The sequence below is a fragment of the Bacillus sp. FSL K6-0923 genome, assembly GCF_038630825.1.
Lineage (GTDB): Bacteria > Bacillota > Bacilli > Bacillales > Bacillaceae > Bacillus > Bacillus pumilus.
The window spans coordinates 3,266,784-3,278,867 of the sequence record NZ_CP152044.1 but is presented as its reverse complement, the minus strand read 5'-3'; the positions used below and the strand labels follow the sequence as shown (position 1 = coordinate 3,278,867).

At 42.0% G+C, this 12,084-nt stretch carries 13 protein-coding genes; 7 read left to right on the top strand and 6 right to left on the bottom strand.

What is annotated here, in order from left to right; all coding sequences use genetic code 11:
• The first annotated feature begins 128 nt into the window (after window positions 1–128).
• Together fabZ and mscL are read left to right on the top strand one after the other, a co-directional pair.
• Window positions 129–563: a 3-hydroxyacyl-ACP dehydratase FabZ gene (fabZ, locus tag MHI16_RS16820; RefSeq protein ID WP_041108123.1), complete on the top strand. Its 435-nt coding sequence runs from the start codon at window positions 129–131 to the stop codon at window positions 561–563.
• Between the two features lie 126 nt (window positions 564–689).
• On the top strand, window positions 690–1,085 hold the full coding sequence (mscL, locus tag MHI16_RS16815) for a large conductance mechanosensitive channel protein MscL (protein ID WP_044140111.1): 396 nt from the start codon (window positions 690–692) through the stop codon (window positions 1,083–1,085).
• Between the two features lie 28 nt (window positions 1,086–1,113).
• On the opposite strand, the gene MHI16_RS16810 is transcribed toward mscL, so the two are convergent.
• Window positions 1,114–1,524 (bottom strand): YwpF-like family protein, encoded by a 411-nt coding sequence (locus MHI16_RS16810; RefSeq protein ID WP_003215215.1) that lies wholly within the window; start codon window positions 1,522–1,524, stop codon window positions 1,114–1,116.
• 117 nt (window positions 1,525–1,641) lie between these two features.
• Here MHI16_RS16810 and MHI16_RS16805 point away from each other — a divergent pair, with 117 nt between their 5' ends.
• The 3 genes from MHI16_RS16805 (at window position 1,642) to MHI16_RS16795 (ending at window position 4,172) form a co-directional block, all read left to right on the top strand.
• Complete coding sequence (locus MHI16_RS16805) at window positions 1,642–1,998, top strand: hypothetical protein (protein ID WP_058013504.1); 357 nt, start codon at window positions 1,642–1,644, stop codon at window positions 1,996–1,998.
• A 371-nt stretch (window positions 1,999–2,369) separates the two neighbouring features.
• The gene (locus MHI16_RS16800; RefSeq protein ID WP_208856858.1) at window positions 2,370–3,230 is read left to right on the top strand and encodes a Cof-type HAD-IIB family hydrolase; all 861 of its coding nucleotides are present in this window, start codon (window positions 2,370–2,372) and stop codon (window positions 3,228–3,230) included.
• Between the two features lie 153 nt (window positions 3,231–3,383).
• Window positions 3,384–4,172 carry an STAS domain-containing protein gene (locus MHI16_RS16795; protein WP_058013506.1) on the top strand — a complete coding sequence of 263 codons (789 nt, stop codon included), beginning with the start codon at window positions 3,384–3,386 and terminating at the stop codon, window positions 4,170–4,172.
• 70 nt (window positions 4,173–4,242) lie between these two features.
• On the opposite strand, the gene MHI16_RS16790 is transcribed toward MHI16_RS16795, so the two are convergent.
• Window positions 4,243–7,020, bottom strand: a complete 2,778-nt coding sequence (locus MHI16_RS16790) for a DEAD/DEAH box helicase (protein ID WP_058013507.1) — start codon at window positions 7,018–7,020, stop codon at window positions 4,243–4,245.
• Window positions 7,007–8,614: an SWIM zinc finger family protein gene (locus MHI16_RS16785; RefSeq protein ID WP_061409813.1), complete on the bottom strand. Its 1,608-nt coding sequence runs from the start codon at window positions 8,612–8,614 to the stop codon at window positions 7,007–7,009. Before MHI16_RS16785 ends, MHI16_RS16790 begins: the two co-directional genes overlap by 14 nt.
• Window positions 8,615–8,800: 186 nt before the next feature.
• Here MHI16_RS16785 and MHI16_RS16780 point away from each other — a divergent pair, with 186 nt between their 5' ends.
• Window positions 8,801–8,944: a hypothetical protein gene (locus tag MHI16_RS16780; RefSeq protein WP_003214884.1), complete on the top strand. Its 144-nt coding sequence runs from the start codon at window positions 8,801–8,803 to the stop codon at window positions 8,942–8,944.
• Window positions 8,945–9,060: 116 nt separating this feature from the next.
• On the top strand, window positions 9,061–10,380 hold the full coding sequence (locus MHI16_RS16775; protein ID WP_144461670.1) for a UDP-glucose/GDP-mannose dehydrogenase family protein: 1,320 nt from the start codon (window positions 9,061–9,063) through the stop codon (window positions 10,378–10,380).
• A gap of 37 nt (window positions 10,381–10,417) precedes the next feature.
• Here MHI16_RS16775 and MHI16_RS16770 read toward each other — a convergent pair whose 3' ends face one another.
• From MHI16_RS16770 to MHI16_RS16760, 3 genes are read right to left on the bottom strand one after another with little or no spacing between them, the layout of a single operon-like run.
• Window positions 10,418–10,951, bottom strand: coding sequence for a chromate transporter (locus MHI16_RS16770; protein ID WP_058013882.1), 534 nt, complete (start codon window positions 10,949–10,951; stop codon window positions 10,418–10,420).
• Window positions 10,951–11,532: a chromate transporter gene (locus MHI16_RS16765; RefSeq protein ID WP_342498016.1), complete on the bottom strand. Its 582-nt coding sequence runs from the start codon at window positions 11,530–11,532 to the stop codon at window positions 10,951–10,953. Before MHI16_RS16765 ends, MHI16_RS16770 begins: the two co-directional genes overlap by 1 nt.
• A gap of 16 nt (window positions 11,533–11,548) precedes the next feature.
• Window positions 11,549–12,025: an Lrp/AsnC family transcriptional regulator gene (locus MHI16_RS16760; RefSeq protein WP_058013883.1), complete on the bottom strand. Its 477-nt coding sequence runs from the start codon at window positions 12,023–12,025 to the stop codon at window positions 11,549–11,551.
• Between the last annotated feature and the right edge of the window lie 59 nt (window positions 12,026–12,084).

The window sequence follows — 12,084 nt, the reverse complement described above, 5'->3', positions numbered from 1 at the left end:
AGGCAATAGTAGATTCTATTTTTTGCCATATGTGTGGAGCGGACGTTGAAAAATACGAGCATTCATAATATACTTCTATAGGAATCAAATGAAGATCAGCGATATAGAAAAGAAGGAGAGATCAAGACATGCTTGATGCTCAGCAAATTCAAGACATTATTCCACACCGTTATCCATTTTTATTGGTTGACCGTATTTTAGAAGTCGATGGTGACAAAAGAGCGGTTGGAATCAAAAATGTAACAGTAAATGAAGAATTTTTTAACGGTCATTTCCCAGGATACCCAGTCATGCCGGGTGTGCTTATTGTAGAAGCGCTTGCTCAGGTTTTTGGGGTCATCATTTTAGGTAAAGAAGAGAACCAAGGGAGAATCGGTTTGTTTGCTGGAATTGACAGTTGCCGATTCAAAAGACAGGTCAAGCCTGGCGATCAGCTTCGTTTAGAGGTTGAAGTGACACGTCTTCGCGGTCCAGTTGCCAAAGGGAAAGCAGTAGCCACAGTAGATGGCGAAGTGGCATGTGAAGCAGAACTCACATTTTCTATCGGTCCTAAAGTATCATGATTTGCCTGGCGGTTCATCAAGAATGAATCGCTTTTTATATGGAAACAACTAGTCTGAACGGATCAGGACTTGCATTTTTGACAAAAAAACGTCATATTAGACAAAAAAAGATGAAGGTGATAAAAGATGCTGAAAGAATTTAGAGAATTTGCAGTCAAGGGAAATGTCATTGACTTGGCTGTAGGTGTCATCATTGGGGGAGCATTTGGCAAAATTGTCACTTCTCTTGTAAATGATTTGATCATGCCGCTTGTCGGCATTATTATTGGCGGACATGATTTTAGCGGTCTATCTATTAAGATCGGATCTGCGCAAATTTTATATGGAAGCTTCATTCAAACAGTGATTGATTTCTTGATTATCTCGTTTTCCATTTTTATCTTTATTCGTTATTTGAATAAATTAAAACGGAAAAAGGTAGAGGAAGAAGAGGTTGTAGAAACGCCGGATCAAACGGAAGTTTTACTAACTGAAATTAGAGATCTCTTGAAAAATCAAAGCCAATCGAAAGATGTGCAATAAAAAAAAGAGCGGCTAACTCCGCTCTTTTTTATGTGTTTTGTTTAAATGCATCCAGTAGTTTTTCTCCGGAAAGCCCCTCTTTGACGAGGTCTTTTAGTACTTCTTCTGTTTCTGTTCTATAACGATTTGTAATCATCTTACCATCGAGCAGCACAGAAATGTTTTCTTCTAAAGCAACAATGTTTTTGACTTGGACAGATAGATGAACAGGGCGGTTGTTTTCTTTTGTGATCGTCACAAGAATCTTCACTTCAGTGTGCTGCTGAAAGAGCACCTCAAACACCTGTCTATGTTTTTTTGGAATGAGTGCCTCGATCATCCAGTGATTTTCACCATCTTCTTTATTAATGATTAAACCGTCACGAAGGGGAATGCTGGACATTTTATCTTGCTTTGGATCAAGTTCGATTTTTAAATCAATCAGCCTAAAGGTTTTCATATTTTTCACCTCACAAGCGTTCATTATTCGTAAGTAATATTATAGCATACAACATCTGTATAAATGAAACCGCTGCCTGCTTAAAGCGAGCTGCATATGAGTGAAAGGAGATGTTTTATGGAGTCTTATCAATTACGAAACATACATATTGGCGAAGAGAAGGCAAAGAGCACAATGCGCGTTTATTCGTGGGGAGACATTCTTTCATTTTGTGATGTGTACATGGAAGAAGGCGAGTCACTCACGTTTCAATACGTCACCGAGGATCAAATGGACTACTTTGAATTTCAATTGTCGATTCATGACGGGCAGCTTTGTTTTTATTGGTTTGCGTGGGATGGATCTGATTATATTCACATGCCTTCTAGTAATTGGATTCATTCAGACGTTTTTTATCAATTTATGAAAAATAAGTTTTTCGTCAAACAAAACAAGATGATGTTTTATACTCAAGCGGTAAAAAGCAGAAATTAAAGAGGAAAGAGAGAATTTGAGGGGGCATTCTTTCATTTTCATGTTTTGTCACATACAACCTTTCTCGGTAGACTAAGGGCAGCTAGAAGGAAAGGAGGTACGGTCTGAATCAAAAGGTAACGTCTAGCATCTGACAGCCCCCCTCTAGCTAAAGCTGATAGACGCTGCCTTGAGCATAAGAACACTGCGTAATAGAACCATCGTTTCTTTGTATAGGTCATGTGTCCCCTTAAATCCCCTTGTGTGTATCCGGTCATGTAGCGTGGCCGGGTACTCTTTTATTCAATGATAAACCGATCACCTCTTGATGAAGGATTTTATCAGCGGTATGATAGCCAAAATGGAGACAAAAGGAGAGAACGATGACAAACATTCAATTGATCGCAACGGATTTAGACGGAACGTTATTGAATAGTGAACACAAAGTGAGTCAGGAAAATGAGCAGGCGTTAAAGGAAGCAGCGGCGAATGGATTGGAAGTTGTCGTGTCAACAGGAAGAGCATATTTTGATGTGAGGTCTATTTTTGATGAGCTTGGGATGAATACATGGGTGATTAGTGCCAATGGAGCTGTGATTCATGATCCGGCTGGACAAGTATATCATTCAGCTGCTTTACAAGAAGAAAAGGCCAAACGCATATTGAAATGGCTTGAAGAACGTGAGTATTATTATGAAGTTTTTACAAACGAAGCCATTTTCACACCGAATCGTGGCAGAGAGCTTCTCGCGATTGAAATGGATCGTTTAAAAAGTGCAAATCCAGAAACGGACCTGAGTGTTTTAAAACAAGCGGCAGAAGTGCAATACAGTCAGTCAGGTTTTTCTTATATTGATACATATAAAGAGTTGTTTCGTGAGGATCGAAAGCTTTCATTCTACAACATTTTAGGTTTCTCTTTCTTTGAAGACAGATTGAAGAAAGGATGGAATATGTTTGGTGATGATTCAGATGTCACAATGGTCAGTTCAGCCGATCATAACTTTGAAATTGGTTCAAAGGATGCATCTAAAGGCCAGGCATTAACAAGACTAGCAGAACGACTTGGTATTCCTTTAGACCAGACAGCGGCTGTAGGAGACAGTTTAAATGACGAATCGATGCTTCTAGCAGCTGGTGTTGGGGTTGCGATGGGCAATGCGAGACAGGATATGAAAGAAATCGCTGATCATGTCACGTTAACAAATGATGAACATGGTGTGGCGTATATGATTCGACACCTTTTGAAGTAGATGCATCAGATGTCGTTGTATAAATCACATAGGATAAAGCGCATTCTACAAAAGAGGAAGTCAGAACTACTTCTATTTACACATGATGTGGAACATCATATAATTTAATTATGAACATAACCCGCTTGTAAGGAAATTAAGGAGAGTAAACGAATGGCGCTGGAATCTTATAAGTCCGAAAATCTGCATTTAATCAAGGAAGCCTTAGACTATACTCAGGTTGGCCTGACGGTGACGGACCCGTCTTTACCTGATAATCCTTTAATATATGTGAACAAGGGCTTTTTAGATATGACAGGCTATCAAGAACCCGAAGTATTGGGGAAGAATTGTCGTTTCCTTCAAGGGAATGAAACAGAGCAAAACGCTCTCCAACAAATTAGAACAGCAATTGAGAACAAAGAGGCTGTCACTGTTCAGCTAAAAAATTATAAAAAATCTGGACAGATGTTTTGGAATGAGTTAAGTGTAGCTCCTCTTTGGATTGACGAAAATGAAGGGAAACGTCTTTATTTCGTTGGTCTGCAAAAGGATGTCACGAAAGAGAAGGAACAGCAGGAGCTTCTTGAGCAATCAATTGATGAAGTGCTGAACATTTCTGTTCCCATTGTTCCTGTGAAAGATGGTATTTCTGTGTTACCGATCATTGGTACGTTAACAGCGCCAAGATTTGATAAGATTATCTCCACAGTCTCCACCTATATCTCTCAATCCAAGGACGATTATTTTATTGTCGATCTGTCTGGTTTATTAGAAGTCGATTCATTTGTGGCAGATGCGATCTTTAAGCTGAACGATTTGATTTTAATGACTGGTACGGAACTCATCGTGACAGGAATTAAACCGAACCTTGCGATGAAAATGGGAGAAATGAGAGAAGACTTCCGTGAATTGAATACGTATATGAACGTGAAATCTGCATTGAAAAAACTGCACATTTAACCTATGTTCATATGAAATGAAAAAAGAGGACTTTTCATCATGTTTGAGAAAAGTCCTCTTTTTGCTTGGATTAAGATGATTGAGCGGCGGCGCTTAATGTGAATAAATCTTCTAGTTCGTTTGTCGATAGCTCTGTAATCCAGCTTTCACTTTGGATAATTTGATCATTTAACGTTTGTTTTGTTTCGAGCATTTGATCGATTTTTTCCTCGATCGTGCCCGTTGTGATCATCTTATGGACGTGAACAAATCGTTTTTGTCCGATCCGATAAGCACGGTCGGTCGCTTGGTTTTCCACAGCAGGATTCCACCATCTGTCGTAGTGAATGACATGGTTTGCGGCGGTTAGGTTAAGTCCTGTTCCTCCTGCTTTTAAAGAGAGAATTAAGATGTTGAAATCTTTCTTCTGGAAGCGGTCCACCATTTTATCCCGCTCCTGTTTGGACAGACTGCCATTTAAAAATTGAACGGGTTCTCCAAACATCTTTTCCGCCAGCTGCTTGATCATGTTCCCCATTCCAATATACTGCGTAAAGATGAGGCAGCTTTCTCCTTGTTCATGTATTGCTTTTAACAGCTCTGCGAGTTTATCCATTTTTAATGAACGTTTCAGCAGTTTCACATCGGTTCCACTCTCTTTTAAATAGAGAGCCGGGTGATCGCAAATCTGTTTGAGTCTGCCGAGCATACTTAAAATAATGGCTTTCCGCTGCATTCCTGTTAACGAAGCCATGTGTTCGAAAGTATCTTTCACGAGCTGTTCATATAAAGAAGCCTGCTCAGCGGATAGCGGAATGTATTCTTTTTCTTCGAGTTTCTCAGGCAGGTTCAGGGCGACCTCTTCATCTTGCTTTGTTCGTCTTAAAAGGAAAGGCTTAATCAGCTGCTGCAGCTGTTCAATTCTTTTTTCATCACGGTCTTTTTCAATCGGCAGAACGAATTTCTTATGAAAGCTCGTCAAGCTGCCGAGATATCCTTTGTTGACGAAGTCAAAAATGGACCAAAGCTCTGTTAAACGGTTTTCCATAGGTGTCCCGCTAAGGGCAATATGATGCTGCCCTTTGAGCTGTCTGATCGCTCTCGATTGTTTTGTATGGGCATTCTTAATGTTTTGGGCTTCGTCTAAACAAATCGTATCCCACTTTGCTGACGTTAATTCATCACGATCAGAATGTGAGAGTCCATAAGATGTCAGGACAATATCTGTTGACTCGTATGCCTTTGTAAAGTGTTCCCCTTGAGGACGCGATGGCCCATAATGCAAGGCAACATTCAAATGTGGCGCGAAGGTTTCAAGCTCTCGCTGCCAGTTTCCTAAGACAGAGGTCGGAGCAATGATGAGAGATGGAGCGGCATTTTGCTCCTGCTCTTTCAAATATGTGAAATATGCAATCATTTGAATTGTTTTTCCGAGACCCATATCATCTGCTAAACAAGCCCCAAATCCATGAGATCTTAAGAATAACAGCCAGTTGACACCATGCTGCTGATACGGTCTGAGTGTGCCTTTGAAGGACTCACTCATTTCGTATGAAGGCAGCTCCTGCGTATCATTTAACTGATGGACAAGCCCTCTTAATTGCGACGAGAGTTCAAATTGAATATGTGCAAATGCTGAGCTGTCTAGCAGCTCTGGAACCGATTCAGAGGATGCTTCTTGATCTGCCAGTTCACGTGACAAAATATCAGACATGTGCAGCCCTTCATTTTCGGCGCGCTCCATCCATTTTTTCATTTGCTGGATGAAGATTGGATCGATTTTGATCCATTGTCCACGAATATTGACAAGGCGCCGTTTACTTTGGACAAGCTCGTTGAACTCATCTTCTGTGAGCTCGATGCCGTTTGTAGCAAAGCGCCAATTAAAGTCCATCAAGGCATCCATTCCGACATGCGACTCGCCTCTTGGAGTAGAGGAAATCCTTGCTTTTAGCATCATGGTGCTTTCTTTGACAATTTGCCACCACGATGGGAGCAGGATCTCAATGCCCATATTCACAAGTGTTTCACTTGCTTCAGATAGGAAGAGCCATGCTTCGTCTTCTGACATGAGCGTGGTGCCAGATGTGAAAGAGAGCCAAGGGACAATTTGACCGAATCGCTCCAGCTCTCTGGAGATTTTATCTTGATACGGATGCCAAGATCTTTTCAATGAACGGATGCCTTCAAAAAAGTGAAGATCGCTGTTTTTCTTATCACGCAAAAATAATTCGATTTTCCAATCGTCTCCGTCGAAATCCGGTTCATTTAGACGCAAGCCGACAGTGAAAGGTGTGTCGTCATCAATCCAGCCAATCGTTTCCAAAAAATCCTGCTCATCTAAAAAATGTCCTTGGAAGGATGAGAGCGCAGGCGATTGTTCTGTCATGCGGTTCCATTTCTGCTGTAAGGCATCATCATATTGAATGTAATCCTGTACGGCAAAGGAGAACCACTCAGCCGTATAGCCATCTAATAGTCCTTCTTTGTCTTTAAAACGAAGGACACCTTTTGTCCAAGCCTCGTAATCGGGAATAAAATCTTCATCCTCAATGAATTCATAAATGGTGGAGGCTGTCTTCATCAGTGGTTCCGTTTCATCGGTTAGTGTCACATGACTAAAGGTATTAAATGAATTTTTCCCTAGCAGTTCAACGGCCATCCAAGGGCTTAGCAGGAAGGCAGGTGTGCCAATAAAGCTCACATCTTCTAAAAATGTTCCGTAAAAAGACGATTCGTGCCATTGGAAAAGCTGCCTCTTCATTTCATTAAGCGGAACAGGGTGTCCGTCCTCTGCTTGCGCTGAAATGGTGAAAGAGAAATCTTCTGTTTGTTCTGCATGAATGACAATTTGTTTATGGCGTGTCATCAATTAATTTTCCTTTCTTCATTTCCTCTTGGAACGCACGCAGCCGTTTCGTTGAATCCTGTAGCTGCTTTACATATCTTTCCCAAATCGCAGTTTGTTTCGTTTTATGATAAAGCGTGCGCAGTTTTTTTAGCATTTTCACAGATTCCCGGTAAGCACTTCGATTCTTTTGATCGAGAAGCTGTGAGATTTCACGGTGATACGACGGAATGAGCGCTTCAGGCTCCTCTTTTGCAATTTGTTTGATCAGGTCCTTCTCCAGTTCACTGATGGAGAAACCAACAAGGCTGTGAATTTCAATCCATTCTGCATAACGCTCTTGTGCATATAAGAGCTGACTATATTCAGTAAACGCATAGGGCATGCAGATCTGGAGGTAGCGTTCATATAGATGATGATCATTCGTCTGCTTAAAGTATGCATCTAAATAGAAGAAGAAATCACTGACAGCTCCTCGCAGTTCTCTGTAGGAAAGGTCGAGCTGGCAATATTCCTCTAAAATATAGGTGATCTCATGATACCAGAGCTTGAGCCGCTTCCAGTCCTTGCGGTTTGTCAGATCCTTCAGCCAGTTGAGCACATTTGGCAGCATATCTGCATTGAGCAGCTTTAATTGCTGAAAAAGGCTATCGTCTTCTTTCAGTAAATAATCCATGTGCATCAATCCGATGGTACGCTCAACCGTTTGTTTTTGCTGCTGAGCGTTCTTTAGTAATTCTGTTTCTTTTTTAACCCATTTCCCTCTATTTAATATGGTGCCCCAAATCTCCATAAAGACCGCTACTCGTTCATGTTGAAAAGGTCCGTTTATTTGAAGAAGTGTCCGAACGGCAGTTGGTGTGTTTTCAAGAAACGGATCGAGGGAAAAGGAAAGGGCGTATGTTTTTAAGTGATCCACTGAATCAAAAATGGTGTTCATGAGCTGTTCTACATATGGATTCATGGAATAAAAGTCCTTCTCGGCATCAAGCTGGCCAAGGTCGATTAATTCATAAATCCTTAACCACACATCGATTGACGTATGAATCGCATACAAACTCTTGAATTCAGGTGAATGAGGTGCGTGTTTTTTTAAGATCGATAAATAGCCGTAATACAAATGCTGCGGTGTTTGCTGGTGCTTTGGTGTCCGTTTCAGCCAGAGGTTAAATTCCTCTTGGAAAAAATTCAACCAGCTTTGGAGTGATTGTTCGTCTGGGCGCTTCACTTGGAAGTGCTGGCGAATTAATTCTTTGCTGCGTTGTAATTCATCCTTTTCTGACCAATTTTCTGTAAATCCGGTCACACTCTCCACTTGAGCGTATAGCGAAAAGAAGACAGCGAGAATGTGTTTACAAAGTCCATCTGCCGGACATGAGCAGCTGCTTCTCACAGGAAACAGCACATGAAGGTGGACTCTTGCTGCCACGACATCATGTACATAAGCTGACCATTCCGTATCAGATTCTTGCTTGAGACGATATACACTGTCCTGTCTATAAGTAATCAATGCTTTTTTGATGAGTTGTTTGTTTTCATCTGTTGCAGGAAGAAGTTCTTTGATTTGTTCGGCTGTTTGCTTGAGTTCTTCTTCATTGATGTTGTGCTGAAGCATTTGATCCGCTCCTAACCAAGTAAAAGATTCCAATTCTTTTATTATAGCTCAATGGTGATTTATAAAAAAGTTTTTCATGAAAATGGTCATAAATTTCAAAAGCTGTCGAATGATGTATTAGAGTATTGCATAAACCAACCTTACAGCATATAATAATGAAATTAGTGGAATCGAAAGGATACAGACATGGATAATAAGGGTTTGAATCAAGAAGAGTTTTTAAAAATTTTGATGTACGCTCATGATATTGGTGAGAATTCAAATGATGTCACAACAAAAGAAATGCTTGAAAATCTGATTGCTCATATTCGAAATGGTCTTGTTTCATAAAAGTGACCCCCTGCTAGTGATGGCAGGGGGTTTTTGTATGCTTTTATGAATGGAAAGAAAGCTCCCAGCATACGATGTCTTTACAAGCATAAGGCGTATGGGGAGCTGATGGTGTCATGAATATTGCAATTGCAGGCTGTGGATATGTGGGACTGGTCACAGGTGTGTGTTTAGCGGAGGCAGGGCACAATGTGGCATGTATTGATATAGACCGGAGAAAGGTCATGCAGCTGAAACAGGGGCATCCACCAATGTATGAGCCAGGATTAAAAGAACTGCTGAAACGCAATCTTGAGCAAGGACGAATTCAATTTCACATAAATGGGGAGGTAGCCTACCCGCGGGCTGATGTGTTAATGATTGCGGTTGGCACCCCGCAGCAGGCAGATGGTCAAGCTGATTTACAATATGTGTTTCAAGCCGCAAAGGAGATCGGTACAAAAGCGAAATCAGGTGCGGTTCTTGTGGTGAAAAGTACGGTGCCTGTTGGAACGGGTGATCAAATCGAACAGATGATACATCAAGAATTAGGACGGAATGAGCCATTATCGATTGCATCTAACCCAGAGTTTTTACGAGAAGGCTCTGCCATTTCAGATACATTGAGGGCAGATCGGCTTGTCATTGGGGCTGAAACAAAAGCTGTATTAGACCGGCTCGAGGAGGTGTATGCTGATTTCCACCTGCCAGTGGTTAAGACAGACCGAAAAAGTGCAGAAATGATCAAGTATGCATCTAATGCTTTTCTTGCGACCAAAATCAGCTTTATGAATGAGATTGCCTCCATTTGTGAAAAAACAGGTGCTGATGTTGAATGGGTGGCGCAGGGAATGGGGCTCGATGAGCGGATCGGTTCTTCATTTCTCAAGGCGGGGATTGGCTACGGAGGTTCTTGTTTTCCAAAGGATACAAATGCACTTGTCCAAATCGCAGGGCATGTGTCGCATGATTTTGAGCTGTTAAAGGCTGTTATCAAAGTAAACAATGAGCAGAGAGCGGGTTTTATCCGAAGTATTCAGGAGAGACTGGGATCAAATCTTGAAGGAAAGCGAATTGCACTTCTTGGCCTTGCTTTTAAACCGAATACAGACGATATGAGGGAGGCGCCATCGGTACCCATCGCTCATGAACTCCATCAATTAGGCGCGGAGCTTGTGGCGTATGATCCTGTTGCCTCACGCCATGCCGCTCGTGAACTGCCAGATCAAGTCAAGTTTGCTCATACGATGGAAGAAGCGATAAAGGATGTCCATGCAGTTTGTATATTAACAGAGTGGACAGAAATTCAGACGTTTCCGCTCACATCCTACAAGGAATGGATGAGACAGCCGCTTATTTTCGATGGACGAAACTGCCATACGCTTGAAGCAGCAGAACAAGCAGGAGTCGAATATCATTCGATTGGGCGCAGACCGATTTCTCCAATCTATATGTAAAAGAAAACCGATAACACAGGCCATGTTATCGGTTTTCTTAATGCGGCAGAATCAATCCGCCATATAAAAAGGCAGCCACAATGAGAAAGGCGGGGTGCATTTTGAATTTAGTCATAAAGAAAAAGGAGATCGCGGCAATAGCGAGCGATTGCGTCCAGCCAATGGCTTTTACTGCATCTCCGCCAATTTCCCATGTTAATAAAAGCATCATCATTGCAATGACAGGCTGGACGGACAAGGTCATGCCTTTGACGACAGGAGATTGGCGAAAGCGGTCAATCAGCTTGAGCAGTAAAATCAATCCAATGGCTGATGGCAGAACAGTTGCAAGCAGTGCCACAATAAAGCCTGGCCAGCCCATGACGTCATAGCCAACATATGCTGCGATTTTCGTCGCAATTGGTCCTGGCAGTGCATTGGCTAAAGCAAGCATATTGGAGAACCCTTCGTTCGTCATCCAATGAAAATGGTTGACGATTTCTTCATAATTCAGCGGAATGGATGCAGGTCCTCCGCCATATCCTAATAGATTGGACAAGAAGAATGCCCAGAATAAAAAGAGAATCAGCATCATGAAGACACCCCTTTCTCTTTTTTTGATCGATTCCAGCGTTGTTTCAGTTTGAAATGAAAAGCGCCATAGCATAAAAAGATGATGACAATGATTCCTGGATGAATGGCCAGCACCTGCAGCCCGATAAAGGCAAGAAGGAACAGAGCAATCCCGAAGATCATTCCGAACCCTTTCAGCGTTTTTTGTCCAAACTCGTATGCCATAATCCCAAGCAGGACGGCAATGACTGGTGTCACGGCGCCAATCATATTTTGAATGATTTGTGAGGAGCTTAAGACGCTGACAAGTGTAACGAGTGCCACCATGGCGAGACATGTCGGTAAAATATGGGCAGCTGTTGCGATAATCGCGCCGGATACGCCCTTCAATCGATAGCCGAGATATGCTGACATTTTGGTCGCGATCGGACCTGGTAATGCGTTGGCGATGGCGAGTGTTTCCCCAAATTCGTCATCGTTGACCCATTGATATTTCACTACCGCTTCATGGCGAATGAGTGGTATGACGGAAGGACCTCCGCCAAAACCGAGAATGCCGGTTCGCACCATAGCGATGATGAGTTCGATATATGATTGCAAGTGCTCCAACTCCTGTCTACAATTTCATGCCCATTCGGCTTTTGTACCGTTTAATGAGCATTTGGCAGTCCACACTCACAACGCCTTCCAGCGGGTACAGTTTTTTTGTTAGGAATGTCTCCATTTCCTGTTCGTTCTGAAAAATGCCATGCATATGCAGCTTGCTTGGCCCTGTCATGTGATAAAGGCTTGTGACAGCTGTTTCCTGTTCGAGCTGAAGGGCGACTGCTTCTAAAAATTTCGGCTCAACCTCTACATTAAAGAAGACAGAAACATGAATGCCGATCTTAGCAGGGTTGATGACAGCTGTGAATCGTTCAATGACACCTGCTTCAATTAGCTGCTGAATACGGGCTTGTACAGCAACACGTGAAAGACCGACTTGTTTTCCAAGATCTGTATAGGACATACGCCCGTCCTCATGTAATAGGGATAAAATTTGTTTATCTCGTTCGTCTAATGTTAAGTTCGGGATGCTAAAGTCGTTTGCCACCATATAACCACCTTTCTTCTGTTGATATTTTAACATGTTTCATTACGAATGGAATGGGT